This window comes from Streptomyces sp. NBC_01622, from assembly GCF_045209635.1.
Taxonomy (GTDB): Bacteria; Actinomycetota; Actinomycetes; order Streptomycetales; family Streptomycetaceae; genus Streptomyces.
Window position 1 is genome coordinate 10,998,032 of sequence record NZ_CP109293.1, and the last position, 25,141, is coordinate 11,023,172.

The window sequence follows — 25,141 nt, forward strand, 5'->3', positions numbered from 1 at the left end:
CGAGTGTGAGGAATCCAGGAAAAAGTAAATGACCGCTGACGAATTTCTGGCCACTTGTTGGACCACGGCGGGCGACGCCGCTCCCGATGAGGAGGACCAGCGCAGTCCGCTGAACCTGCGGGAACGGGTGGAAGCGGCGCGCGAGGCCGGATTCACCGCCTTCGGGCTGCTGTACGTGGACCTGGTGGAGGCCGAGCGCGAGTACGGAATGGCCGGGATCCGGTCGCTCTTCGCGGACAACGGGATCAGCCACGTCGAGCTGGAGCTGCTGACCGACTGGTGGGCGGACGGACCCCGGCGGGCCGCGTCGGACGAGATCCGGACCGGGATGCTGAAGGCCATCGAGACACTCGGTGCCCGTACCTTCAAGATCGGCCCCGATGTTGCGGACGAGCCCTGGGACCTCGACGTCTGGGCCAAGGAGTTCGCCGTGCTGGCGGCGCAGGCCGACGGGGTCGGCGCCCGGCTCGGCGTCGAGCCGCTGCCCTGGTCCAACCTGAAGACCGTGCACGACGGGCTGCGGCTCGTCGAGGCGGCCGGCCATCCCGCGGGCGGTCTCATCATCGACGTCTGGCACACCGAGCGCGCCCACACCCCGCCCGCCGAGCTGGCGGAGGTACCCGGCTCGCGGATCGTGGGCGTGGAGCTCAACGACGCCGACAGCGATGTCGTCGGCACGCTCTTCGAGGACACCGTCCATCGCCGACGCCTGTGCGGGGAGGGCTCGTTCGACCTGCCCGGAGCCATCGCCGCGCTCCGCACGGCCGGCTTCCGTGGCCCCTGGGGCGTGGAGATCCTCTCCGACGCGCACCGCGCGCTGCCGGTTCGGGAGGCCGCCGCGGCGGCATATCGGAGTGCCGCGGCACTTGTGAACTAAAAGGGCCACAGGGGTGGCGGGAACGAAACCACGGTCGTTCCCGTCGCCCCTGTTTTCATTTCCATTTCGATGTATGAGCCATGCTTCCGGTCTGCGTCAAGCATTTGTTTAGACATCTTGTCGTGATGGATAAATGATGTCATTACAAGCGTTGACCTCGGGGTGGCATGACGGTTCTATCTCGTCATAAGCAACAGCCGTGTTAACGGCATGTGATCCGCAGCCTTCGCTCGGTCAGCCGCTTCTCCCTTTCCCCTGCAGCACAGTGAGGTGCCGGAAAGATGGACCGTACATCCCACCCCCGTTCGCGCAGAATCGTCCCCTTCGTGGCGGTCGCCGCGGCGGCGGCACTGACCCTCGCCGGCTGCTCCAGCAGCTCGGGCGGCAAGAAGTCCACGGAGAACACCTCCGGGGTCTCCGCGGGCAAGGCCACCACGCCCCGCATGACGGTCGCGATGATCACCCACGCGGCCCCCGGTGACACCTTCTGGGACACGATCCGCAAGGGCGCCCAGGCCGCCGCGGCCAAGGACAACGTCAAGCTCGTCTACTCCAGCGATCCCAACGGGCCCAACCAGTCGAACCTGGTGCAGAACGCGATCGACCAGAAGGTCGACGGCATCGCGGTCACCCTCGCCAAGCCCGACGCCATGAAGTCCGTGGTCGCCACGGCCGAGAAGGCGGGCATCCCCGTCGTCGGCTTCAACACCGGCGTGCAGGACTGGAAGAAGCAGGGTCTCCTCGAATACTTCGGCCAGGACGAGAGCATCGCGGGCGAGGCATTCGGCCGCAAGCTCAACGCCGCCGGGGCCAAGCACACCATCTGCGTGATCATGGAACAGGGGCAGGTCGCCCTGGAGGCCCGCTGCGCCGGCGTGAAGAAGACCTTCACCGGCAAGACCGAGATCCTCAACGTCAACGGCACGGACATGCCGTCGGTGAAGTCGACGATCACGGCCAAGCTCCAGCAGGACAAGACCATCGACTACGTGACGACGCTCGGCGCCCCGTTCGCGATGACCGCGATCCAGTCCATCGCGGACGCCGGCAGCAAGGCCAAGCTCGCCACCTTCGACCTCAACAAGGACGCGGTCGGCGCCGTCAAGTCCGGCAAGATCCAGTGGGCCATCGACCAGCAGCCCTACCTCCAGGGCTACTTGGCGGTCGACTCGCTGTGGCTCTACAAGACGAACGGCAACTACAGCGGCGGCGGTCAGGAGCCCGTGCTGACCGGTCCGGCCTTCGTCGACAAGACGAATGTCGCCAAGGTCGCCGAGTTCGCCGCCAAGGGAACGCGGTGACGCCCATGACCCAGATCACGGCACCGGCGACGGGCTCCCCGTCGCCGGCTCCGCCGGTCCCCGAACAGGACGGGCGGACTTCTGAACGGCCTTTGCCGATCCGGCTGTTGGCCCGCCCCGAGGTGGGTGTCTTCCTCGGTGCGGCGGCGGTGTACGTGTTCTTCCTGATCGCGGCTCCGCCGGTGCGTGAGGGCGCGTCGATGGCGAACATCCTCTACGGTTCGTCGACCATCGGGATCATGGCTCTGCCGGTGGCGCTGCTGATGATCGGCGGCGAGTTCGATCTCTCCGCCGGTGTCGCCGTCATCACCTCCGCGCTGACCGCGAGCATGCTCAGCTACCAGCTGACCATGAACGTGTGGGTCGGTGTGATCGTCGCTCTGCTGGTGTCGCTGGGGATCGGATTCCTCAACGGCTGGCTCGTGGTCAAGACCGGGTTGCCGAGCTTCCTGATCACGCTGGGCAGCTTCCTGATCCTGCAGGGTGTCAACCTCGCGGTCACCAAGCTGGTGACGGGGAATGTGGCGACCGACGACATCAGCACCATGGACGGCTTCGGCCAGGCCAAGAAGGTCTTCGCCTCCTCGTTCGACGTCGGCGGCGTCCAGGTGAAGATCACGATCGTGTGGTGGCTGGTGTTCGCCGCGATCGCGACGTGGGTTTTGCTGCGGACGAAGTACGGCAACTGGATCTTCGCGGTGGGCGGCAACAAGGACTCCGCGCGTGCGGTGGGTGTCCCGGTGGCGTTCACGAAGATCTCGCTGTTCATGCTGGTCGGGTTCGGTGCCTGGTTCATCGGGATGCACCAGCTGTTCTCCTTCAACACCGTGCAGTCCGGCGAGGGCGTGGGTCAGGAGCTGATCTACATCTCGGCGGCCGTGATCGGCGGGTGTCTGCTGACCGGCGGTGCGGGTTCGGCGATCGGGCCGGTGTTCGGGGCGTTCATGTTCGGCATGGTCCAGCAGGGCATCGTCTACGCCGGCTGGAACCCCGACTGGTTCAAGGCGTTCCTGGGCGTGATGCTGCTGGGCGCCGTCATGATCAATCTGTGGGTGCAGCGCACCGCGACCCGGAGGTGACCTTCATGGCAAGCAACGAATCCGGCACCCATGGCACCATCCTCCAGGACACGGAGCCGGAGGGCGGGGACCGCCCGATCGTCCAGCTCCGCAGCGCGGGCAAGGCGTACGGCAACGTGCGTGCCCTGCACGGCGTGGACCTCGCGGTCCGCCCCGGCCAGGTCACCTGCGTGCTGGGCGACAACGGCGCGGGCAAGTCCACCCTGATCAAAATCATCTCCGGCCTGCACCAGCACTCCGAGGGCGAGTTCCTCGTCGACGGGGAACCGGTGCACTTCACCACCCCCCGCCAGGCGTTGGACCGGGGCATCGCGACGGTCTACCAGGACCTGGCCGTGGTCCCGCTGATGCCGGTGTGGCGCAACTTCTTCCTCGGCTCCGAAATGACCCGCGGCCCCTGGCCCGTGCGCCGTCTCGACATCGAGAAGATGAAGCAGACCGCCGACGAGGAACTGCGCAACATGGGCATCGTCCTGGACAACCTCGACCAGCCCATCGGCACCCTCTCCGGCGGCCAGCGCCAGTGCGTGGCCATCGCCCGCGCCGTCTACTTCGGCGCCCGCGTCCTCATCCTCGACGAGCCCACCGCAGCCCTCGGCGTCAAGCAGTCCGGCGTCGTCCTGAAGTACGTGGCCGCGGCCCGCGAACGCGGTCTGGGCGTCATCTTCATCACCCACAACCCCCACCACGCCTACATGGTCGGCGACCACTTCAGCGTCCTGCGCCTGGGCACCATGGAACTCTCCGCCGAACGCAGCGAGATCACCCTCGAAGAGCTCACCAACCACATGGCCGGCGGCACCGAACTCGCCGCACTCAAGCACGAGTTGTCCCAGGTCCGCGGCCTCGACGTCGAAGAACTCCCCGAAGAGGCCGCACTCAAAGTCGGCTGACCCTACACAGCAGTTGGGGCGGTACCGGACCGGTGCCGCCCCAACTGCTGTGCCGATTCAGGCTGTTGGAAGCACCGTACGCGGCCGGACCGGGAACCCCGCCGTCAGGTAGCAGTCGTCGATGAGCCCCATCGTGGTCAGCGCGTCATCGACGTCCAGCGCCAGCGGCTCACCGCCCCTCAAGTGGGCGGCGAAGGCCTCCAGTTGGTAGGTGTACGAGGACCGGCGGCCGAGCTCCTCGGTGCGCTCACCGGCCGCCGTACGCACGACGACCCGGTCGTCGAGGTGGGGCTGCACGAAGTTCGTCACCGTGGCCTCGCCGCGTGAGCCCACGACACGGCAGCTCATCTGCCAGGTCTCGTGGGCCATGTGGCAACGCGCGCTGCCCGTGGCGCCGCCCGGGAACTCCAGGTCGGCGTCCAGCCATTCGTCGATCCCCGGTGCGCCGGCCTTCTCGCCGCCGCGCGCGGCGATCAGCCGGGGTGCCCCGCCGGCCCAGGGCGCGAGCATGCGCTGGGCGTGCAGGCTGTAGCAGCCGAGGTCCATCAGCGCGCCGCCCGACAGCGGCAGCGACCACCGTACGTCGCTGTCCGGCGGCGCGGGCATGGCGACCATGGTGTCGACGTGCCGGAGCTCGCCCAACTCCCCACTGTCCAGCAGCTCGTGGAGACGCAGGACGACCGGGTGGAAGAGATAGTGGAAGCCCTCCATGAACACCGTGCCCGCCTTGGCGACGGCCTCGTGGACCTCGGCCGCCTCCGCCGCGTTGCTCGCGGACGGCTTCTCGGTGAGGACGTGTTTGCCGGCCCGGAGAGCGGCCAGGTTCCACGGCCCGTGCAGGCTGTTGGCCAGCGGGTTGTAGACGACCTCGACCTCCGGGTCGGCCACGAGGTCGGCGTAGGAACCGACCACCCGCTCCACGCCATAGGTGGCGGCGAAGGTCTCGGCCCGGCCCCGGTCGCGGGCGGCCACCGCGACGAGGCGGTGGCCGGTCGCCCGGGCCGGTCCCACGATCGACAGCTCGGCGATCCGGGACGCGCCCAGAACACCTATCCGCAGCGGCTCGTCCGTCGTCATGCGCGTACCTCTTCGAGTCGTACCGGGCGGTGTTCATGGAGGGACAGGCTGCACGCGTCGGCGATCCGGCTCGCCTCGACGGCGTCCGCGACCGTGCACGGGGAGGTGCGGGTGCCGGCCACCACCTCGGTGAACGCGGTGAGTTCGGCGCGGTAGGCGTCGGCGAACCGGTCCATGAAGAAGGTGTGCGGCACCCCGGCCGGGAATCCGGCGCCCGGCTCGACCGAACGCAGCGGCAGCTTGTCCTCCAGGCCGACCGCGATGCTGTCCTTCATGCCGTGCAGTTCCAGACGTACGTCGTGACCGCGGGCGTTGTGGCGGGAGTTGGAGATGACGGCGATGGTGCCGTCGTCCAGGGTGAGCAGCGCGGACGCCGTGTCGACGTCACCCGCCGCCCGGATGTACTCCGCGCCCCGGTTGCCGCCGGTCGCGTACACCTCGGCCACCTCCCGGCCGGTCACCCAGCGCACGATGTCGAAGTCGTGCACGCTGCAGTCCCGGAAGATGCCGCCGGAGGCGGCCACGTAGGCGGGCGGCGGCGGGGCGGGGTCCAGGGTGGTGGACCGCACGGTGTGCAGGGCGCCGAGTTCACCGCTCACCACGGCCCGGCGCGCGGCCGTGAAGCCCGCGTCGAAACGACGGTTGTAGCCGATGTGCACCTCGACGTCGCTGCCCTCCACCGCGCGCAGCACCTCAAGGCTCTCCTCGAGACCGCGCGCCACGGGCTTCTCGCAGAACACCGGGATGCCCGCCTTCACGGCGGCGAGGACGAGCTCGGGATGCGCGTCGGTCGCGGCGGCGATGACGACACCGTCGACCCCGGCGGCGAGCAGCGCCTCGGGGGAGTCGGCGGCGGTCGCCCCGAAGCGCTCGGTGACCGCCGCGACGGTGGCGGCCACCGGGTCGGTGACCACCAGGGAGTCCACCGCGTCCAGACCGGCGAGGGTCTCCGTGTGGAAGGCGCCGATGCGGCCCAGCCCCAGGATGCCTATGCGCATGGGAATCGTGCTCCTTCTGCCGGGGTGCGGCTCAGTCCTGGCCGCCGAAGACGTTCTGGTCCCAGTCGATGACCGAGCCGGTAACCACGCCGCTGCGGTCGGAGAGGAGGAAGACGACGAACTCGGCGATCTCGTCGACCTGCCCAAGCTTGCCCATCGGCTGCGACTTGGCTGCCTTCTCCCGCCAGTCGTCGCCGGCGCCGTGGAAGGCGCGCTGGGTGGCGTCCTCGCCCTCGGTGTCCGTCCAGCCGATGTTGATCGTGTTGATCCGGATCCGGTCGAAGCGGTGGGCGTGCGCCGCGTTGCGGGTCAGGCCCGCGAGTCCGGCCTTGGCGGCGGAGTACGGGGCGAGGTGCGGCGGCCCGCCGTGGGCGCAGTTGGAGCCGATGCTGACGATCGTCCCCGGTGCCTTGCGCGCCGTCATGTCGGCCACGGTCGCCTGCATCGCGAAGAACGGTGCCTTCAGGTTGATCGCCATGTGCTGGTCGAACAGTTCCGGCGTGGTGTCCAGCAGCGAGCCGCGTGACGTGAGCCCCGCCGCGTTGACGAGGCAGTCGATGCGCCCGTGGGCCTCGACGGTCCGTACGACACTGTCGCGCGCCTGCGCCGGATCGGCGAGGTCCGCGCGCAGGAAGTGGGCTCCTGTTTCCGCGGCGAGTTTCTCGCCCACGTCGGCCCGGCGGCCGGTGAAGACGACGGTCGCGCCTTCCGCCACGGCGGTCCGCACGACACCCGCGCCGACGCCCTGGCTGCCGCCGTTGACGAGGACGACTCTGTCCTCAAGCAGTCCCATGAGAGTGATGTTTCCCTTCTCAGCTCTGGCGGCGCTTGGCCGCGGCCTGGAGTTCATGACGCAGCCGCCCGGGGTCCCAGTCCTCGGCGACGGCCTGTCGCAGAGTGTCCGCCTGCGAGGGCGGGGCGAGACCCTCGACAGGCGGGTCGAGGTCGAGGTTGGTGGGGAAGGGGTAGCCCTCGGCGGTGGCGGCGATCACGCGGCGCAGCCAGTCCTCCGAGACGCCCTCGGCCTTGCGGCTCAGCAGCACCGGGAACAGGGCGTTCGCCATCGCCTCGCGGTCCACCGTCTCCATGGCACGGCCGAACGCGGAGGAGATCTGCAGCAGATTGGCCATGCGCCTGATGTCGGCCGACCGGTTGTGCCCGGCGGCGTGGAAGAGCGCCGGGTTGAAGAAGACCGCGTCGCCCTTCTCCAGCGGGAGCTGGACGTGGTGCGCGTCGAAGTACTCGACGAACTGCGGGAGCCGCCAGGCGAGATAGCCGGGCTCGAACTTCTGCGAGTGCGGGAGGTACAGCGTCGGCCCGGACTCGACGGGCATGTCGCAGTGGGCCACCGCGCCCTGCAGCGTCAGCACCGGGGAGAGCCGGTGGACGTGCGCGGGATAGGCCGCCGCCTGCTCCTGGGAGAGGAAACCGAGGTGGTAGTCACGGTGCACGCTCTGCGCCGCGCCGCCCGGGTTGACCACGTTGACCTGCGAGGTGACCTGGTAGGCGGGGCCGAGCCAGGCCTCGGAGATCAGCTCCAGGATGTCGTTGGCGTAGTAGTCGGCGAACGCCTCGGGCGCCCGTACGGCCACCTTGTCCAGGGCGTTCCACACACGGTCGTTGGCGCCGGGCTTGGCGAAGTGGTCGCCGCGCCCCGCACCGCTCGCGCGCTCCTCCTCGATCAGCGCCCGGAAGGCGTCGGACGCCCGGTCCACGACGGCCTCGTCGGGGAAGGCACCCTTGAGGACCACGATGCCGGGCCCGTCGAGCAGGGCCCGCACCAGTTCGCTCTGTACGTCGCGGCGGCCCTCGGCGGTGGCCGCGAGCTCACGGAGCCGGGTGCTGTCGTAGAGCGGGACGTTCTGCTCGATCCGTTCGGCCGAGGGGTGGTCGCCGATGTCGGTGCGCTGCTCCACGAGGGAGCGGAACACGTCGAGATCGCAGTCCGCCTCGGTCAGCCAAGTCCGCGTCCCTGCGGTTACGGGAGACATCCAGGTCCTTTCGCTGTGCCTTGGTTTCTGCCAGTCTTGATAACTCGAACCCATCATTCAATGCTTGTCAGTGCATCAAAAGTGCATCATCGGCTCTTGGGACCAGTCATGCGACACCGCTATCCGATCAGGGAAATCGCCCGTCAGGCCGGGGTGAGTACGGCCACGGTCGACCGTGTCCTCAATCAGCGGGGCAACGTGACGGAGAGCACCATCAGGGAGGTGCAGGAAGCCATCAAGGACCTGGACCGCCAGCAGAGCCAGGTCCGGCTGGGCGGCCGTACCTTCATGATCGACATCGTGATGCAGACCCCGGAGCGGTTCTCCACCGCCGTACGGGACGCGCTCGAAGCCGAACTGCCCTCGCTGCATCCCGCTCTCGTGCGGTCGCGTTTCCACTTCCGCGAGACCTGCCCGCCCGCCGAACTGACCGCGACCCTCGACGGGATCGCGAAGCGCGGCAGCCAGGGCGTGATCCTCAAGGCCCCCGACGAACCGGAGATCGCGGCGGCCGTCGCCCGGCTCATCACGACCGGTATCCCCGTGGTCACCCTGGTGACCGACCTCCCGCACAGCGCGCGCCTCGCCTACGTCGGCATCGACAACCGCGCGGCCGGCGCCACCGCCGCCTACCTTCTCGGCCAGTGGCTGGGCAGGCGGCCCGGCAATGTGCTGACCACCATCAGCCGGGGCTCTTTCCGGGGCGAGGAGGAACGCGAGATGGGTTTCCGCAGCGCGATGCGCCTCGCCGACCCCCGGCGGTCCCTGGTCGAGGTCACCGACAGCGACGGCCTGGACGCCACCCAGCACGATCTCGTCCTGGCGGCGCTCAAGCGGGACGAGGACATCATCGCCGTCTACTCGGCGGGCGGCGGCAACCTCGCCACCCTCGACGCCTTCGACGCGCTCGGCCGGGAGTGCGCGGTGTTCATCGCCCACGACCTCGACCACGACAACACCCGGCTGCTGCGCGAGCGCCGCCTGTCCGCGGTCCTCCACCACGACCTGCGCCATGACATGCGCCGCGCCTGCCAGATCATCATGCGCGCCCACAAGGCACTTCCCGACGACGGCCCGTCCCTGCCCTCGGCGATCCAGGTGGTCACACCGTTCAACATGCCGCCGGGAGCGCCCTCCGCGGCAGCGTCGGACTGACAACGCGGGGCGCGCGGAGGGCCGCGCCGATAGGCTGGTCGTGGTCGGCACATCAGCGCGCGCTCAGCCGGAACTCCAGCGATCGCAGCACAGGAGGAACCATGGCTGGTCAGTTCGAGGCCACAGCCGAGATCAACCGCCCGGTCGAGGACGTCTTCGCCTTCCTCGCCGCCGGTACGAACGATCCCAAGTTCAGCCCGAGGGTCCAGGAGATCACGAAGACCCCGGAGGGCCCGACGGCCGTCGGCACGGTCTTCACCAGCACGGTCAAGGACGCCGGCATGAAGACGGGCCGGACCTTCCGCATCACCGAGTTCGAGGCACCCCACCGCATCCGCTGGGCGGAGACCTCGAAGAACGTCGTGACGGCCGACGAGGGCGGCTACGACCTCGAATCCACCGGGCCGGGCACGACCAAGGTGCGGATCTTCAACGTCCTCGAAGGTCACGGCATCGGAAAACTGCTCGTGGGTTTCGCGCTGAGCGCGGCCCGCAAGGACGCGCCCGCGTTCGGGCAGCGCATCAAGGCGGCGGTGGAGGCGCCCTGATACGCCGGCGACCGTCAACGCGCCGTCGCGGGGCGGCTGTTGTAGGCCTCCACCGTCAGCAGCGGATGCCCCGAGGCCAGTGCCCGCGCCGGCCAGGACAGGGTGACGGTCTGTGACTCGCCGGGCAGCAGCCACAGGTAGTTGTGGCTGTACAGCGTCGGCAGCACACGATCGCCGGTCGCGCCGTTCGTCAGGGAGAGCCGGACCATCGCGGCGACGGCGGGACCGTCGTTGCGGACGGTGGCGGTCAGTCCGGCACGGGCTCCGGAGCGGGACACCCGCCCGACCGTCGCCGACACCTTCGTCCGGGGCGCCCCGCTCAGGGCCCGCATGGCGGCCGGCGTGCGATAGCGCCAGTAGGTGTTCCGCGACCGGAGCCGTCCGTCACCGTCCTCCAGCGTGAGGCGCAGGAGGTGCAGATCGGGCAGGTCGTCGGTCCAGGGGACGCTGAACGCCTTCGCCGTCGCGGCCGGTGCCACCTCCAGCCGGGCGCTCCTGTTCCCGCCGAGCCGACGGCCCGACAGGTCGAGCAGCTGCGCGGAGACCACGGTGTTCCGCAGTCCGGCGCGCGTGTGGTTGACGGCGATGACCTGCCCCTCGGGGTCGGCCTGGACGTGCAGCGGCTCGCAGGCCGAACGGGCGCCGTAGTAGGTGCCGTTGACGTCGAAGTCGTAGTCGTAGGTCTGCCAGACCGTGCTGTGCCAGGCCGGGTGGGACATCCACAGCATGAGGCCGCTGGCGTTGTCCCAGAGGTTCGCGTTCCAGGCCTCGAACATGGCACGCGTGTTCTCGTAGTTGACGAACTGGGCCTTGCGCGCGAAGTCGTCCAGGCCGGTCGCCTCCCCGAGGCGCGTCTCTACGGCGGCCTTGTACGTCTGCGGCGCCTGGTTCCCGCGCTCGCTCCAGTCGTGGTAGTACCAGGCGCCCCGGATCGGCCACTCGGGCTCGTCGCCCGTCATGTTCCGCAGGCTGGCGGCGGTGGAGACCACGGGCATGCCGATCTCGGTGTGGAAACCGAAGTCCTTGCTGCCGTAGGTCGCCGGGTCGAAGTACTTCTCCGGCTCGACCCAGCCGTAGGGTCCGCCGCCGGTGATGATGCCGCCCGCCGAGTTGTTCTGGTAGAGGACGCCGGGGACCTGGTCCTCCACGGCCTTGCGCATGCCCTGGTCGATCGCTGCGGGCGGATTGCCCTCGTTGGCGCCGCACCAGACCACCACGCTGGGATGGATGCGGTAGCGCGACACCGTGTCCCGTGCGAGCGAGTTGAAGGCGTCGTGGTCCGGCGGGTCCATGCCCCACGCGTTGGGGAAATCGTTCCACACCAGGATTCCGTGCTCGTCGCAGGCGGCGAAGAACTCCTCCCGGTCGGACGTGCCGACCCAGTTGCGGATCATGGTGAAGTTCATGTCCCGGTGCATCCGCACGGCTGCGTCCATCCGCTCCGGCGGCATCCGGCGCAGCAGCTCGTCCCAGCCCCAGTTGCCGCCCCGGGCCAGGACCCGCACCCCGTTCACGCTGATCTTCAGCGGATCCGGGGTGTTGGACACCGACTTCACATCGGTCCAGGTGTCCGCGTCGTCCGACACCTGGATCACATACGTCTTCGGATACGCCGACTCCCACACGACGGCGACCCGGTCGAATCTCTTCGAGGAGCCCAGGTCGACCTGGATCCACTGGTGGTCCTCGTAGGCAGAGGACCAGCGGGTGCCCGGATCGCCGTCCGTGGCGTGCGCGGCCGGGTGGTCGGGATCCTCGGTGGAGGCGGTCGTCGTACGGCGGAGAGCGAGGTCGGTGCCGGGCGTGGTGCTGTCGACGACCCCCAGGGACCACAGGGAGTTGCCCCAACTGGTGTTGCGCAGCCCGCAGTTGATGCGTACGTAGCGCGCGGTGCGGGGTGCGAAGTCCTCCACCTGGAGGCTGGCGTTGGCGTTGCCGAAGGGCAGCGGAACCGCGCCGTTGTCCACCGACGCGGCGTCGGTCCAGGTCGTGTTGTCGGTGGAGACCTGCACCACGAAGGTCTTCGCGTACGCCTGTTCCCAGATCAGGTCGACCTGGTCGAAGGACTGCGCGGACCCCAGGTCGACCCGGATCCACTGGTCGTCCTCGTAGGCCGAGGACCAGCGGGTGCCGGGGTCGCCGTCGGTCGCGCAGGCGGCGCCGTGATCATCCCCGTCGGTGCTCGACGCGTCGGCCGGTGCGTGCAGGGCCAGGTCAACCGAGGAGCGGGTACTGTCGCGCACGGACAGCGTCCACAGGGAACTGCCCCAACTGGTCGCTCTGGTAAGGCATTTGACGCGCACATATCGTGCCTGTCGGCGGTCGAAGGTGACGGACTGGGTGTAGGCGTCACCCGAGTCGGCGAACGGCAGCGGCACCGCGTACTCGTAGCCGAACTGGCGTATGCCGAACCGGGTGGTGCGTCGGTCGCTCTCCGAGCCGTCGAGCGAGGCGACCAGGGTGAGTTGGTGGAGCGTGGGGTCGCCCAGACCGTTGGGCCACCACAACTCCGGGTTGCTCAGCCGCAGTTGGGCGAAGGCGTCGGGGGCGAACACGACGTCGACGCTCCCGTCGGCGGGCACGGTGACGGCCTTGGTGACCCGTACGTCGCCGAAGGACGCGGAGACCGTCGTCCGGTGGTCGGTCGTGTCGGCGTTGCGGACCGGGACGACGATCGTCATTTCGGCGACCGACAGACCGGGCAGTTCCGGCAGCAGGGTGTCGACACGCGGATCGCCGATCACGACCTGGCCGGTCGAGCGCAGCCGGACGTGGTTCCAGATGCCGGCGGCCCGGTCGCGTACCGCCGGCATCCAGTCCCAGCCCGAAGCGGCCAGGTAGGTGGGGGAGTTGAGGTTCATCTGATTCGCGCCCGCGTCCACCCAGGACTCGCCGGCCGGGCCCTTGTCGCCGGGGCTGCCCGGTACCGGCATCGGCGTGATCTTCACCGCGAGCGCGTTCGTCCCGCCCGGAGCGAGGAGTCGGGTCACATCGAGGGCCGAGCGGGCGAAGGGGTACGTGAGTCCGCCCACGTGGTGGCCGTTGAGCCAGATGTCGGCCGTGTGGTTGACGCCGTCGAACTCCAGCCAGGTCCGGCTCTCGGCCCCGGTGCGCAGACCGCGCGGCAGCTCGAAGTCCCGTTTGTACCACCACGCATGGCGTGACAGGGCCTCGGGGACACGGAGGTTGTTCAGTCCGGCGACAGGATCGGGCAGCTTGCCCTGGTCGACGAGCGAGGCCAGCACCGTGCCGGGGACGGTGGCCGGCAGCCAACTGCTCGTGTCGAAGGACGAGTTGGAAAGCTCCGTACCGTCGCCGCCCGCCCAGTCGTCCAGCGTCAGCCGCCAGCCGGACTCCACCGGAACCGTGCCGTCCTCGGCCACCGCCAGCTTCGGCGCCGGGCCGGTGTGGGTGCCCCAGTCCGTCCAGCCCGTGGCCGGCGGGCGGTGGCCCTTGACGGTGCCGTAGACCTCGAAGCCGTTCAGGCCGAGGGGGTTGGGGGTGGAGCGGCGGTTCGAGGTCAGCCGAACCCAGCGTGCCGTGACCGGGCGCGGGGGCTGGATGTTCACCACTCCGCCCGTGCCCGCCGTTGTGCGGTACACGCCGGTCCAGGAGGTGTGGTCGGTCGAGGTCTCGACGACGTACTCGACCGGGTAACTGGACTGGATCTCCTTGCCTGTTGTGCCGTCGGCCGGGTTGCCCGAGGTGGGCGGGGTGAACACCGGGTCGTTCGCGTCGCCTTCGAAGGTGAGGCGGATCGACGTGACCTCGCACGGGGTCTGCAGATCGATCGAGATCCACTGGGGGTCGCCCGCCCCGGCACGCCATCCGCTGCCGCGCACACCGGGCGAGTTGAGCCGGTCCACCACGAACGAGCCCGGGGTCGGCGCGTAGGCGGTCGAGGAGACCGATACGGGTCGGTACAGGGCGAGTTCACCGGGTTGGACGGGGGAGGAGGGGGTGGCCGAAGCGGGCGCGGAGAAACCGAGGCCGAAACCGGCCAGCAGACCGGAACCCGTGGTGACGAAGGCGCGGCGCGACACGTTTGGTGAACCCGACTGATCTGTCATGAGCGTGATGTCCCATCAAAAACCGGCGGCACTGACAACGTTGCCAAAGGCTGAGACGCGAGGGAAGCTGTGTCAACCCCTGTGGCATCCTTCTAATAAATTAGGAATTAATGTTGACAGGGTTTCGGCCGCACGCCACAGTCGTCGCCGTGACGCCCCCGGCCCCCTGTCGCAGCGCGGCCCGCGTCACGTCCTCCTGCTTCCCAACCTCCGGGAGAGGCACGTGATTTCATCTCCGCAGGTCCGCACACCCGCGGTAACGAGACTGACCCGCCGGGCCACCGTCATCGCCATCGCGACCGTACTGGCGGCGACCGCGGCCCCGGCCGCCACGGCACGGACCGGCACCGACCAGGGCGCCCCCGACTACTACGACAGCGGTCTCGCACCGACGCCCTACATGGGCTGGAACACCTACTACGGGCTCGGCGCGCCCACCGAACAGCAGGTGCGCTCCGTCGCGGACAAGCTGGTCAGCAGCGGTCTGCGGGACAGCGGGTACGACATCGTGTGGCTGGACGGCGGCTGGCAGGCCGACAACCCGCGTAACGCGCAGGGGCAGTTGGTCGCCAACCCGGACCGCTTCCCCTCCGGCATCCCGGCGCTCGTCTCCTATCTCCACAAACGCGGACTGCGGGCGGGCATCTACACCGACGCCGGCACCTACGACGGCGGCAAGAGCTGCGGACTGGGCAGCCGCGGGTACTACGACCAGGACGCCCGCCAGTTCGCCGGCTGGAAGATCGACGCGGTCAAGGTCGACTTCCTCTGCGGCATCGGAGCCAAGCTCGATCCGGGCCCGGCCTTCAAGGAGTTCAGCGACGCGGTCGCCAAGTCCGGCCGCAGGATGCTGCTCAACCTGTGCAACCCGCTCACCGACGACTGGGGCCTGCCGCACACACCGGAGCAGGACGCGCACAACACCTACGTCTACGGCCCGACGACCGCCGACTCCTGGCGTACCGGCACGGACATCGCCTGGGGCACGGCGAGCCCGGGTCAATGGCCCAACGTGCTGCGCAACATGGACGCCAACGCCTGGCATCCCGAGGCGCAGGGACCCGGTCACTACAACGACCCCGACTACCTCATCCCGATGCGCAAGATGACCGACGGGTCGTACGAGCTGAGCCAGGAGGAGTCGACCAGCCAGTTCGTGATGTGGGCCGAGATGGGCTCGCCGCTCGTCCTCGGCTCCGACCCCCGCACCCTGTCCGACTCCATGCTGGCCACCCTGCGCAACCCGGAGATCATCGCGGTCGACCAGGACCCGCTGGCCGTCCAGGGCGTACGCGTGGCGACCGACTCGGTCGGCGACGTGTACAGCAAGGTGCTGGATGGGCGCGGGCAGCGCGCGGTCGTACTGCTCAACCGGTCGGACCAACCCGCCCTGCGCACCGTGCAGTTCGCGGACACCGGGTTCGGCGGGGCGGTGCGGGTCCGGGACCTGCGGGCACGCGCCGACCGGGGCGCGCACACGGGGTCGTACACCGTCGAGGTCCCCGCGCACGGCACCGCGTTCCTGAAACTCACCGGGACGGACGCCCTGCCCGGGACGAATCTGGGGCAGCAGGCCACGGCGAGTCCGGCCATCGTGAATGACGGCGGCACCTTCCTGCGCGGCCCGAACGGCTCGCTCGTCCAGCAGGCCGATGGCAAGGCGAAGGATCTCGGCGGTCCGACGAAGGACCGGATCCTCGGCCAGCCCGCCGCGTACGCCTCGGCCGGCGGCCGGATCGACGTCTTCGTGCGCGGCACCGACTCGCGGGTGTACCGGCGGGTCTCCGTCGGTGGCCACTGGGGCGCGTGGCAGAGCCTGGGCGGGCAGGTGGCCGATGCGCCGTCGGTGGCGTTCACCGATCCCGCGCACTGGACCCTGTTCGCCACGGGCTCGGACGGGCAGGTAGTGCAGCGCGGCCCGTCGACCGCGTGGTCCTCGCTCGGCGCACCCGGTGGCCGGGCGGTGTACGGGCGGCCGTCCGCCGCCGTCGACGCCCGGGGGCAAGTCCATGTGGCCGTGCGCACCGCGGCCGACGACGTGTGGACGCGGACCCGGGACACGTCGGGGGAGTGGTCGCCGTGGAGCTCGCTCGGCGGGACCGTCAGCGGCAGCCCGACGCTGGTCGCCGTGGGGGACGCCGTGGTGCTGTACGCACGGGCCGCCGACTACACGCTCTGGCAGCAGCGGTACGAGAACGGCGCCTGGCAGGGGTGGACCAAGCAAGTGGCCTTCCCCAGCGCCGCGTTCGACGGGGCGCTCGGTGCGGTGGCCGGGCCGGGCGGAACGGTCGACGCGGTGTACCGGGGCGTCGACGGCTACGTCCACCGGACTCAGTTCAAATAAATTAGTAATTATTATTGACGTGGTGGGGACGCCACGCGAATCTGGATCCGCCCGCGAGGGATCCACAGGGAGCCATCCATGACGAACCACCAGCCAGACAGACGCCGGTTCCTCGCCGGGCTCGGCGCCACGGGGGCGGCGGCGCTGCTCAGCGGCTGTGTCACCTCCACCTCCACCGGCAAGAGTTCCTCGAAGGGGGCGGTGACCCTCCAGTCCAACCTCTCCGCCCCGCAGGCCAAGGCCGCGATGGAGGACCTCGTCGCCGCCTACGCCAAGAAGGGGTCCGAGAAGGCGAGCCTCAACACGGTCGCCGCGGAGACCTACCGCACCCAGCTGCCGACGTACCTCACCTCGGCCAACCCGCCCGACGTGTACACCTGGTACCCCGGCTCGGTGGCGGACGCGTACGCCAAGAAGAACCTGCTGCTCGACCTCGACGAGGCGTGGACCACCTCGCCCGACCTCAAGCGCTACTCCAAGGCACTCAACTCGCTCTGTACGTCGACGAGTTCGGGCAAGAAGGTCTTCGTGCCCAGCACCTACTACTGGTGGGGCATGTTCTACCGGAAGTCCAACTTCGCCAAGTGGGGCGTCAGCGAGCCCAAGAGCTGGGACGACTTCCTCCACCTGTGCGACAAGCTCAAGAGCAAGGGCGTCAATCCGATCGGGCTGGGCGCCGGCGGCGGCACGGCCTGGGTGGCCTCGGCGTGGTTCGACTACCTCGACATCCGGATCAACGGCGCCGAGTACCACCGCCAACTCCTCGCCGGGAAGCACCGGTTCGACGACCCCCAGGTGCGCAAGGTCTTCGACCGCTGGCAGGAGGTGCTGCCGTACTTCGACCCGAACGGCGCCGCCGTCGCCTTCCAGGACGCCACCACCTCCCTGCTCAACGGCCGCAGCGGCATGATGCTCATCGGCACGTTCTTCGCCGACGCCGCCCCCAAGAACGCCCTCGACGACATCGACTTCTTCCGCTTCCCCGTCATCGACTCGAAGGTCCCGCTCGCCGAAGAGGCGCCTGTCGACGGCTACTTCGCCAGTGCCCGCACCGGCCGCCGCGACCAGGTCGTCGACCTGATGAAGTACCTCGCCACCGCCGAGGCCCAGGAGATCTACATCAAGGGGTCCTCCGGCACCGTCCTGCCCTGCCACCCCGACGCGAAGGACGCGGGTACGGCGCTGGTCAAGAAGGGCCGCGCGCATGTCGCGGCGGCGGCCGAGATCACCCAGTTCTTCAACCGGGACTCCAGCGACGCCCTCCAGCCCACCGCCGACAACGCGTTGACCAAGTTCCTGGCCAAGCCCAAGTCGATCGGGAGCATCCTCACCGAGTGGCAGCGCGATGCCGAGAAGATCTGGAACGCCTGACATGGCCGTCCTGACCGCGCCCGACCGGACGTCCCCGGCCCGAACGCCCGCCCAGGGCAAGCGGGTCCGGGGCCCCCGGCGCACACCCCCGCTGGTCCTCGCCTTCGTCCTGGTCCCGCTGCTCGTCGAGGCGGTGTGGGTGTTCTGGCCCGCCGTGCAGGGCTTCTACCTCGCCTTCACCCGCTGGGACGGCGTCTCCCCGCCGCAGTTCATCGGCCTGGACAACTTCCGGGAGATGGCCCACGACGACGTCTTCCGCAGCGCGACCGGCCACACCGTTCTCTGGCTCGTCCTCTTCGGCGGCCTCTCCGCCCTGCTCGGCCTCGCCGCCGCACTCCTGCTCCAACAGGAGCGACGCGGCGTCGGCTTCTACCGCGCGGCGCTCTTCCTGCCCGTCGTCTTCTCCCTGGTCGCCACCGCCCTCGTCTGGCAGGCGATCTACCAGCCCGACGGCGTCCTCAACCAACTCCTCCAGTCCGTCGGCCTCGGCAGCCTCCGCCACGCCTGGCTCGCCGACCAGGACACCGCCCTCTACGCCGTGATCGTGCCCGCGCTCTGGCGGCAGATCGGCTACGTGATGGTCCTCTACCTGGCCGGCCTCAAGGGCATCGACCCCGCCCTGTACGAGGCCGCCAAGGTCGACGGAGCGAGCGCCTGGCAACGCCTGCGGCACGTCACCCTGCCCCAACTCCGCAGCGTGAACGCGGTAGTTCTCTCGGTCATCGTCATCGACTCGCTGCGCTCCTTCGACGTCGTGTGGTCACTGACCCGCGGCGGCCCCTACCACTCCTCCGAGCTCCTGAGCACCTACATGTACTCAACGGCCTTCCAGTCCCTGCGCCTTGGCTACGGCTCCGCACTCGCCGCCGTCATCTTCGTGCTGGCCTTCGGCGTCATCTGCTCCTACCTCGTCCGCGCGTTCCGGGAGGCCGACTGATGTCCGCCAACTCCACGGCCCTGCGCCGCAAGCGGGCGGCAACCGCCGGATTCCACCTGGGCGCGGGCGCGCTGGCGCTCCTGTGGCTGCTGCCCATCGCCCTGGTCGTGGTCACCAGCCTGCGCTCCTTCGACGACATCGCCGCGCACGGCCTGGGCAGTTGGCCGCACTCCTTCACCCTCGGCAACTTCCGCCAGGCCTGGGTCGACGGCGGCCAGCAGCGCGCCCTCATCAACAGCCTGATCGTCACGATTCCCTGCGTGCTGATCACGCTGGCCCTCGCCTCGATGGCCGCGTTCGCCCTCAGCCGCTACGAACTCCCCTTCCGCCGCTCGCTGTTGCTCCTCATGCTCGGCGGCAACCTCCTCCCACCGCAGATCCTCCTCATCCCGGTGTCCAAGCTCAGCGAGGTGATGGGTGTCTTCGACACCCTGCCCGCCCTCATCGGCGTGCAGATCGGCTTCGGGGTCGGCTTCTACGTCTTCGTCCTGCACGGATTCATGCGGTCGATCCCGGCGGAGATCCAGCAGGCGGCGGTCGTCGACGGCGCGGGGCCCTGGCAGATCTTCTGGCGGATCATCCTCCCGCTGACCCGCCCCGCCCTCGCCGCGCTCAGCGCCCTGTCCTTCACCTGGATCTTCAACGACCTGCTCTGGGCCATCACCGTCCTGCGCAGCGACACCAAGATGCCGATCACCGCCGCCCTCATCGGACTTCAGGGCCAGTTCGTGTCGATGTGGAACGTCATCGCGGCCGGCTCGGTCATCGCCGCCGCGCCCACCGTCGCCGTGTTCCTGCGCTTCCAGCGGCACTTCGTGGCCGGCCTCAACCTCGGGGCGGTCAAGTGACCTACCAGCGCTGGACCTTGCGCACGGAGAACACCAGCTACACCGTGCGCCTGTCCCCGGACGGCCCCTGGGCCGAACTCGACGCCTGGGGACCACTCGGCGTCGAGGACGGCCCGTCCGCCCTCGACTGGTCGCGGCGCACCCACTTCATCACGCCCGCCGACGCGGCCCCCGCCGAGTATCTGCCGTACGGGACAAGGCCGTTCACCGGCTCGGAGCTGGTGGTGTCGGGTCCGGACGGGGACCGGGGATCGTGGTGGGAGTTCGACCACGTGGAGGCGGAGGAGACCGCGCTGCGGTTCGCCTTCCACGACAAGCGGCTGGGCCTGCGCACCGTCCTCCACTACGAGACCGTGCCCGGCACGGACGTGATCCTCCGCTGGACGGAATTCACCGCCACACACGAGCTCCGCCTGGAGCGGCTCGACTCGGCCGCCGTGAACATCCCGATCAGCGGAGTCGCCCGCCTGACGTACCTCACGGGCCAGTGGTCGCAGGAGTTCCAGCGCACCCGCCTCGACCTGCCCAGAGGCACGTTCACCATCGGCAGCCTGCAAGGCGTACCCGGACACGCGTACGCGCCCTGGTTCGCGGTGCAGGACGGCGAGGCGCCGGCCGCGTACGGCATCGCCCTCGCCTGGCCCGGCAACTGGCACATCACCGCCGAGGCCGAACCCGGCGGCGCCGTACGGGTGCGGGCGGGCCGTGTCCCGCACGAGGGGGCAGTGCTGCTCGCCCCCGGCGAAACCCTCGCCACCCCCCAACTCGCCTGCGCCTTCAGCCCGGACGGCCTCGACGGACTCTCCCGCGTCTGGCACCGCTACGAACGACACCTCTCCGGCGAGCGCCTGCACCGCCCCCGCAAGGTCCTCTACAACTCCTGGGAGGCCACCGGCTTCGACGTCGACGCGTCCGGGCAACTGGAGCTGGCGAAGTCGGCCGCCGACATCGGGGCCGAACTGTTCGTCGTCGACGACGGCTGGTTCACCGGACGCGCCGACGACACCGGGGGACTCGGCGACTGGTGGCCGGACCCGGCCGCCTTCCCCCAGGGTTTCGGCCAATTCATCGCGGACGTAAAGGCGTTGGGCCTGGACTTCGGCCTGTGGATAGAGCCCGAGGCGGTGAGCCCGGGCAGCCGACTGCACGCCGAACACCCCGAGTGGGTCTACCGGATCGAGGGCCGCCCCGGCCGGCTCGTCCGCAACCAGCTCCTCCTGGACCTCGGCCGGACCGACGTCCAGGACTTCGTGATCGGCACGCTCGACCGGCTGCTCGGCACGTACGACATCAGCTACCTGAAGTGGGACACGAACCGGCCGCCCACCGAACGCGGGCGCCCCGGCGCCGGTCGCGTGGACCTGGACGCCGAGCACGTCGCCGGATACCTGCGTGTCCTCGACCACCTCCGGTCCGCCCACCCCGGCGTCACCGTCGAGGGCTGCGCGGGCGGCGGCGGCCGGATCGAGCACGCGGCAATCGCGCGCACGGACGTGGTCTGGCCCAGCGACAACACCGCCCCGCTGGACCGGCTGAGGATCCAATACGGCTTCCTGCACGCGCACGCCCCGCACGTCATGAGCTCCTGGGTCACCGACGCGCCCGGCGTCTTCGACCCACGCCCGCGCAGCCTCGCCTTCCGCTTCGTCAACGCCATGTGCGGGGTGCTGGGCATCGGCGCCGACCTGCGCGCCTGGACGCCGGAGCAGCGGGCCGAGGCCGCCGGCTGGATCGCCCGGTACAAGGAGGTGCGGGACGTGATCCACTACGGCGAGGCACGGCTCCTCGGCACACCGGAGGACCCGAGCTGCGGTGTGCAGTACGACGCCGGTGACCGGACCGTCGTCGCCGCGCTCAGCACCGGACGGCTCGACGGGGCCCCGCTCGTGCCGGGGCGTCCGCAACGGCTCCGGTTGCGGGGACTCGAACCGGCGGCGCGCTATCGGGACACGGCGACCGGGACCTCGTACAGCGGAGCCCATCTGCTGCACTACGGGCTGCCGTTCGCGTGGCGTGCCGATCATGATGCCGACCTGGTCGTGCTGCTGCGCGAGTGAGCCCCGTTATGTTTCCAGCAAGCCCTGACGCGCGAAGGAGTCGAACCCCACGATGGACCAGCCCGTACGACGGCACGGCGCCCGCTTCACCGGGCGCACGGCCGTGATCACCGGAGCGGCCTCAGGAATCGGCGCCGCCACGGCCGTACGCCTCGCCGAGGAGGGAGCGGCCGTCGTGCTCGTCGACATCGCCGAGGAGCGGGGCAAGGCGGTGGCGGAACGCATCGGCAAGGACGGCGGGCGGGCCCGGTTCGTGGCCGCCGATGTCGCGGCCGAGGACGACTGGGCGCGGATCGTCGGGACCGCGCACGGCTTCGGGCCCGTCGACGTCCTCGTCAGCAACGCCTTCACCGTCGACGTCACGCCCGCCCACGAGATGAGCCTCGCCTCCTGGCAGCGGCAGCTCGACGTCAACCTGACCGGCAGCTTCCTCGGCTTCCGGGCGGTCCTGCCCGATCTGGAGGAGCGGCGGGGCGCGGTGGTGCTGACCTCGTCCGTGCACGCGTACAGGGGCCTTCCCGGGCATCCCGCCTACGCCTCCGCCAAAGGGGCCCTGCTCTCCCTGTGCGGCCAACTAGCCGTCGAATACGGGCCCGTTGTGCGTGTCAACGCCGTCGTGCCGGGACCGATACTGACCGCCGCCTGGGACAGAGTGCCGCCCGGGGAACGGGAACGCAGCATCGCCGAGACGGCCGCCCGCCGCTTCGGCACACCCGAGGAGGTGGCCGCGGCCATCGCGTTCCTCAGCGCCGACGAGGCGTCCTTCATCACCGGTACGAGTCTCGTGGTGGACGGCGGCTGGAGCGTCGTCAAGGCCTCCGCGTGACCACGCTCCCCAACCAGCAGAAAGGCTGTACGACATGACGCCCTATGCCCGTCGCGGCGTGCACGGCCAGACCGTGGAAGTCCTCGCCCGCCGCATCCTGGGCGGGGGGATCCCCGAAGGGGCCACGCTGGACCTGGTCGCGCTGCAGAGCGAGCTGGACGTGAGTCTGACCGCGCTCCGCGAGTCGCTGAAGGTGCTCGCGGCCAAGGGGATGGTCGACGCCCGTCAGCGTCGCGGTACTTTCGTGCGCCCCCGCGCCGAGTGGAACCTGCTCGACGCCGACGTACTGCGCTGGCAGTTCGAGGGCGCCTCCACCGCCGAGTCCGACCGGGCGCTGCTGCACAACCTCGCGGAAGTCCGCGCCATCATCGAACCCGCCGCCGTCCGTCTCGCCGCCCAGCGCCGCACCGACGCGGACCTGGCCGCCCTGGACGGCGCCCTCGACGCGATGGGGGAGGAGGGCGGCGACGCGGCCCACGCCGTCGAGGCCGACCTCGCCTTCCACCGCGCGCTGCTCGCCGCCACCCACAACGAACTCCTCGAACGCATGGAGATGGTCATCGAGTCCGGCCTGGCGCACCGCGACCGCATCGTGCACAGCGCCCCGCACAGCGAGGACCCGGTCCCGGCCCACCGCGCCGTCCTGGACGCCGTACGCGACAAGGACCCGCAGGCCGCCGAGGCCGCGATGCGGGCCCTGCTCGACCAGGCAGGGCGTGACCTGGACCGGCTCGGTGAGTCCGGAGAGGGTTCGGAAGAGGACTCCGAAGAGGGTTCCGAAGAGACGGAAGGCTCCCGCTCCCAGTGAAGATCACCCGTGTGGAAACCTTCCTCGTCCCGCCCCGCTGGCTGTTCTGCCGGGTCGAGACCGACGAAGGCGTGGTCGGCTGGGGCGAACCGGTCGTCGAGGGGCGCGCCGAGGTGGTGCGTGCCGCGGTCGACGTGCTGGCCGAACACCTCGTCGGCCAGGACCCGTTGCGCATCCAGGACCACTGGCAGGTGATGTCCAAGGGCGGCTTCTACCGGGGCGGCCCCATCCTCTCCAGCGCCGTCGCAGGCCTGGACCAGGCGCTGTGGGACATCGCAGGGAAGACCTACGGCGCTCCCGTGCACGCCCTGCTCGGCGGTCCGGTGCGCGACCGCGTCCGGGTCTACGCCTGGGTCGGCGGTGACGAACCCGCCCAGCTGAGCGAGCAGATAGCCGCCCAGGTCGAGGCGGGCTTCACCGCCGTGAAGATGAACGCCGCCGGAGCCACCTCACCGATCCCCACCCCCGCCGAGACCGCCGCGATCGTCGCCCGCGTCGCCGCCGCCCGCGAGGCACTCGGCCCGGACCGCGATGTCGCCGTCGACTGCCACGGCCGCTTCACCGCCCCCGCCGCCCGCCGCGTCCTCACCGAACTCGCCCCGCTGCACCCGCTGTTCGTGGAGGAACCGGTGCTGCCCGAGCACGGCCATCTGCTGGCAGGGCTGGTCGAGTCGAGCCCGGTACCCCTCGCCACCGGTGAACGCCTCTACGGACGCGCCGAGTTCCTGCCCCCGCTCGCCGCGGGCATCGCCGTCGTCCAGCCCGACCTGTCCCACGCCGGCGGTATCTCGGAGGTGCACCGCATCGCCTCCCTCGCGGAGGCCTACGGCGCCCAGCTCGCCCCGCACTGCCCGCTCGGCCCGATCGCGCTGGCGGCCAGTCTGCAGGTCGCGTTCGCCACCCCCAACTTCCTCATCCAGGAACAGAGTCGGGGCATCCACTACAACAAGGACGCCGACCTGCTGTCCTACCTCGTCGACCCCGCGCCGTTCCGGTTCGTCGACGGCCACGCCCTGCGCGGCGACGCCCCCGGCCTCGGCATCACCGTCGACGAGGCCGCCGTACGCGCCGCCGACCGCACCGGTCACGCCTGGCGCAACCCCGTGTGGCGGCATGCCGACGGTTCCTTCGCGGAGTGGTGACCGTGGCGCTGGACATCGTTATCGACCTTGCCCGCGGCGGGCGTTGGACCTCGCTGCGGGCGGGGGACCGCGAATGGCTGTGGCGGCGTGACGCACCCGAGCGGGAGAAGGCGGTCCCGGGTGACGCCTTCGTGGACGCGGGCGGACTGGAGGAGTGCGTCCCCACGGTCCGTGGCACCCCCGACCATGGAGACGCCTGGTCACGGCCCTGGACGCGGGAGGGAGAGGCGGACGTCGTTCGCTGCGACCGCTTCACGCTGGCACGCACTTTGCGCGGCACCACCGGCGGTGCCGAGGCCGACTATGTGCTGACGGCCGACGCGGGCCTCCGCTTCGTATGGGCCGCCCATGCGCTGCTCGACCTCTCCGACCAGGCGAAGCTGCATCTGCGGGACGGAGCGCGCACCCGGCTCTTCCCCGAGGCGGCGCCGCTGCTGTACGGGGTGTGGCCGGAGGGCGCGCCGTGGGTGGAGGGTGACTGGCCCGCGCCGGGCGGACCGCGCCTCGACCGGTTCGGGCCGGACGACGGCACCGCCGTAGGAGCCGTCGTGGACGCCTCGCACTGCTGCGTCCACGACCGGACCGACCGACTCTCGCTCGCCCTCGAAGCCGACGGGCAGCCCATGTCGATTGCGCTGTGGCGCAACCTGGGCGGCTTTCCAGCCCCGGATCCCTACCGCAGCACCGGCGTCGAACCGATGCTCGGCCGCGTCTTCGACCTCGCCGAGGCGGGCCCCGGTGATGCCGCCCGGGTGCCCGCCTCGGGCGAGGTGCGGTGGCGGCTGACGCTGACCACACACTGCCGTTGCCCCTGAACCG

General features: G+C 70.1%; 20 protein-coding genes. 15 read left to right on the forward strand and 5 right to left on the reverse strand.

All coding sequences use genetic code 11. The features are described 5' to 3' along the window. The first annotated feature begins 28 nt into the window (after nt 1–28). The 4 genes from OH768_RS50825 to OH768_RS50840 all read left to right on the forward strand — a co-directional run bounded on the left by OH768_RS50825 (nt 29) and on the right by OH768_RS50840 (nt 4,150). Complete coding sequence (locus tag OH768_RS50825; protein ID WP_406464185.1) at nt 29–877, forward strand: sugar phosphate isomerase/epimerase family protein; 849 nt, start codon at nt 29–31, stop codon at nt 875–877. Between the two features lie 281 nt (nt 878–1,158). Next, nucleotides 1,159–2,178: a sugar ABC transporter substrate-binding protein gene (locus tag OH768_RS50830; protein ID WP_406464187.1), complete on the forward strand. Its 1,020-nt coding sequence runs from the start codon at nt 1,159–1,161 to the stop codon at nt 2,176–2,178. Nucleotides 2,179–2,183: 5 nt separating this feature from the next. Next, nucleotides 2,184–3,257 (forward strand): ABC transporter permease, encoded by a 1,074-nt coding sequence (locus OH768_RS50835; protein ID WP_406464189.1) that lies wholly within the window; start codon nt 2,184–2,186, stop codon nt 3,255–3,257. Nucleotides 3,258–3,262: 5 nt separating this feature from the next. Further along, a complete protein-coding gene (locus OH768_RS50840) occupies nt 3,263–4,150 on the forward strand; it encodes an ATP-binding cassette domain-containing protein (RefSeq protein ID WP_406464191.1) in 888 nt (295 codons plus the stop codon). Between the two features lie 57 nt (nt 4,151–4,207). On the opposite strand, the gene OH768_RS50845 is transcribed toward OH768_RS50840, so the two are convergent. Genes OH768_RS50845 through OH768_RS50860 form a run of 4 tightly spaced genes read right to left on the reverse strand, consistent with a single transcriptional unit; the run spans nt 4,208 to nt 8,216 of the window. Beyond that, nucleotides 4,208–5,227 (reverse strand): Gfo/Idh/MocA family protein, encoded by a 1,020-nt coding sequence (locus tag OH768_RS50845; RefSeq protein WP_406464192.1) that lies wholly within the window; start codon nt 5,225–5,227, stop codon nt 4,208–4,210. Further along, nucleotides 5,224–6,225 (reverse strand): Gfo/Idh/MocA family oxidoreductase, encoded by a 1,002-nt coding sequence (locus OH768_RS50850; RefSeq protein WP_406464193.1) that lies wholly within the window; start codon nt 6,223–6,225, stop codon nt 5,224–5,226. The genes OH768_RS50845 and OH768_RS50850 overlap by 4 nt, the downstream gene beginning before the upstream one ends. A 31-nt stretch (nt 6,226–6,256) precedes the next feature. Continuing rightward, nucleotides 6,257–7,018 carry an SDR family oxidoreductase gene (locus OH768_RS50855; protein WP_406464194.1) on the reverse strand — a complete coding sequence of 254 codons (762 nt, stop codon included), beginning with the start codon at nt 7,016–7,018 and terminating at the stop codon, nt 6,257–6,259. 19 nt (nt 7,019–7,037) lie between these two features. Continuing rightward, nucleotides 7,038–8,216 carry a phytanoyl-CoA dioxygenase family protein gene (locus tag OH768_RS50860; RefSeq protein WP_406464195.1) on the reverse strand — a complete coding sequence of 393 codons (1,179 nt, stop codon included), beginning with the start codon at nt 8,214–8,216 and terminating at the stop codon, nt 7,038–7,040. Between the two features lie 108 nt (nt 8,217–8,324). On the opposite strand from OH768_RS50860, the gene OH768_RS50865 reads away from it, so the two are divergent. Further along, nucleotides 8,325–9,371: a LacI family DNA-binding transcriptional regulator gene (locus tag OH768_RS50865; protein ID WP_406464197.1), complete on the forward strand. Its 1,047-nt coding sequence runs from the start codon at nt 8,325–8,327 to the stop codon at nt 9,369–9,371. Nucleotides 9,372–9,472: 101 nt separating this feature from the next. Further along, a complete protein-coding gene (locus tag OH768_RS50870) occupies nt 9,473–9,919 on the forward strand; it encodes an SRPBCC family protein (protein WP_406464199.1) in 447 nt (148 codons plus the stop codon). A 14-nt stretch (nt 9,920–9,933) separates the two neighbouring features. Here the strand turns inward: OH768_RS50870 and OH768_RS50875 are convergent, their stop codons facing one another. Further along, nucleotides 9,934–13,989, reverse strand: a complete 4,056-nt coding sequence (locus OH768_RS50875) for a discoidin domain-containing protein (protein ID WP_406464201.1) — start codon at nt 13,987–13,989, stop codon at nt 9,934–9,936. Nucleotides 13,990–14,212: 223 nt separating this feature from the next. Here OH768_RS50875 and OH768_RS50880 point away from each other — a divergent pair, with 223 nt between their 5' ends. From OH768_RS50880 to OH768_RS50920, 9 genes are all read left to right on the forward strand, one after another. Continuing rightward, nucleotides 14,213–16,333 (forward strand): glycoside hydrolase family 27 protein, encoded by a 2,121-nt coding sequence (locus OH768_RS50880; RefSeq protein WP_406464203.1) that lies wholly within the window; start codon nt 14,213–14,215, stop codon nt 16,331–16,333. A gap of 78 nt (nt 16,334–16,411) precedes the next feature. Further along, nucleotides 16,412–17,704 carry an ABC transporter substrate-binding protein gene (locus OH768_RS50885; RefSeq protein WP_406464204.1) on the forward strand — a complete coding sequence of 431 codons (1,293 nt, stop codon included), beginning with the start codon at nt 16,412–16,414 and terminating at the stop codon, nt 17,702–17,704. A 1-nt stretch (nt 17,705) separates the two neighbouring features. Next, nucleotides 17,706–18,641, forward strand: coding sequence for a sugar ABC transporter permease (locus OH768_RS50890; protein WP_359611434.1), 936 nt, complete (start codon nt 17,706–17,708; stop codon nt 18,639–18,641). Continuing rightward, nucleotides 18,641–19,489: a carbohydrate ABC transporter permease gene (locus OH768_RS50895; RefSeq protein WP_359611432.1), complete on the forward strand. Its 849-nt coding sequence runs from the start codon at nt 18,641–18,643 to the stop codon at nt 19,487–19,489. Before OH768_RS50890 ends, OH768_RS50895 begins: the two co-directional genes overlap by 1 nt. Beyond that, the gene (locus tag OH768_RS50900) at nt 19,486–21,546 is read left to right on the forward strand and encodes an alpha-galactosidase (protein ID WP_406464206.1); all 2,061 of its coding nucleotides are present in this window, start codon (nt 19,486–19,488) and stop codon (nt 21,544–21,546) included. Before OH768_RS50895 ends, OH768_RS50900 begins: the two co-directional genes overlap by 4 nt. A 52-nt stretch (nt 21,547–21,598) precedes the next feature. Then, a complete protein-coding gene (locus OH768_RS50905; RefSeq protein WP_406464208.1) occupies nt 21,599–22,372 on the forward strand; it encodes an SDR family NAD(P)-dependent oxidoreductase in 774 nt (257 codons plus the stop codon). A 34-nt stretch (nt 22,373–22,406) separates the two neighbouring features. Further along, the gene (locus tag OH768_RS50910; RefSeq protein ID WP_406464210.1) at nt 22,407–23,180 is read left to right on the forward strand and encodes a FadR/GntR family transcriptional regulator; all 774 of its coding nucleotides are present in this window, start codon (nt 22,407–22,409) and stop codon (nt 23,178–23,180) included. Further along, on the forward strand, nt 23,177–24,322 hold the full coding sequence (gene dgoD / locus OH768_RS50915; RefSeq protein ID WP_406464212.1) for a galactonate dehydratase: 1,146 nt from the start codon (nt 23,177–23,179) through the stop codon (nt 24,320–24,322). Before OH768_RS50910 ends, dgoD begins: the two co-directional genes overlap by 4 nt. Further along, nucleotides 24,319–25,137, forward strand: coding sequence for a hypothetical protein (locus OH768_RS50920; RefSeq protein ID WP_406464214.1), 819 nt, complete (start codon nt 24,319–24,321; stop codon nt 25,135–25,137). The genes dgoD and OH768_RS50920 overlap by 4 nt, the downstream gene beginning before the upstream one ends. Nucleotides 25,138–25,141: the final 4 nt, after the last annotated feature.

What these genes read in the sequence shown, in the direction of transcription:
- OH768_RS50825 (WP_406464185.1), top strand. Translation starts at nt 29, where the DNA reads ATGACCGCTGACGAATTTCTGGCCACTTGTTGGACCACGGCGGGCGAC.
- OH768_RS50830 (WP_406464187.1), top strand. Translation starts at nt 1,159, where the DNA reads ATGGACCGTACATCCCACCCCCGTTCGCGCAGAATCGTCCCCTTCGTG.
- OH768_RS50835 (WP_406464189.1), top strand. Translation starts at nt 2,184, where the DNA reads ATGACCCAGATCACGGCACCGGCGACGGGCTCCCCGTCGCCGGCTCCG.
- OH768_RS50840 (WP_406464191.1), top strand. Translation starts at nt 3,263, where the DNA reads ATGGCAAGCAACGAATCCGGCACCCATGGCACCATCCTCCAGGACACG.
- OH768_RS50845 (WP_406464192.1), bottom strand. Translation starts at nt 5,227, where the DNA reads ATGACGACGGACGAGCCGCTGCGGATAGGTGTTCTGGGCGCGTCCCGG.
- OH768_RS50850 (WP_406464193.1), bottom strand. Translation starts at nt 6,225, where the DNA reads ATGCGCATAGGCATCCTGGGGCTGGGCCGCATCGGCGCCTTCCACACG.
- OH768_RS50855 (WP_406464194.1), bottom strand. Translation starts at nt 7,018, where the DNA reads ATGGGACTGCTTGAGGACAGAGTCGTCCTCGTCAACGGCGGCAGCCAG.
- OH768_RS50860 (WP_406464195.1), bottom strand. Translation starts at nt 8,216, where the DNA reads ATGTCTCCCGTAACCGCAGGGACGCGGACTTGGCTGACCGAGGCGGAC.
- OH768_RS50865 (WP_406464197.1), top strand. Translation starts at nt 8,325, where the DNA reads ATGCGACACCGCTATCCGATCAGGGAAATCGCCCGTCAGGCCGGGGTG.
- OH768_RS50870 (WP_406464199.1), top strand. Translation starts at nt 9,473, where the DNA reads ATGGCTGGTCAGTTCGAGGCCACAGCCGAGATCAACCGCCCGGTCGAG.
- OH768_RS50875 (WP_406464201.1), bottom strand. Translation starts at nt 13,989, where the DNA reads ATGACAGATCAGTCGGGTTCACCAAACGTGTCGCGCCGCGCCTTCGTC.
- OH768_RS50885 (WP_406464204.1), top strand. Translation starts at nt 16,412, where the DNA reads ATGACGAACCACCAGCCAGACAGACGCCGGTTCCTCGCCGGGCTCGGC.
- OH768_RS50890 (WP_359611434.1), top strand. Translation starts at nt 17,706, where the DNA reads ATGGCCGTCCTGACCGCGCCCGACCGGACGTCCCCGGCCCGAACGCCC.
- OH768_RS50895 (WP_359611432.1), top strand. Translation starts at nt 18,641, where the DNA reads ATGTCCGCCAACTCCACGGCCCTGCGCCGCAAGCGGGCGGCAACCGCC.
- OH768_RS50905 (WP_406464208.1), top strand. Translation starts at nt 21,599, where the DNA reads ATGGACCAGCCCGTACGACGGCACGGCGCCCGCTTCACCGGGCGCACG.
- OH768_RS50910 (WP_406464210.1), top strand. Translation starts at nt 22,407, where the DNA reads ATGACGCCCTATGCCCGTCGCGGCGTGCACGGCCAGACCGTGGAAGTC.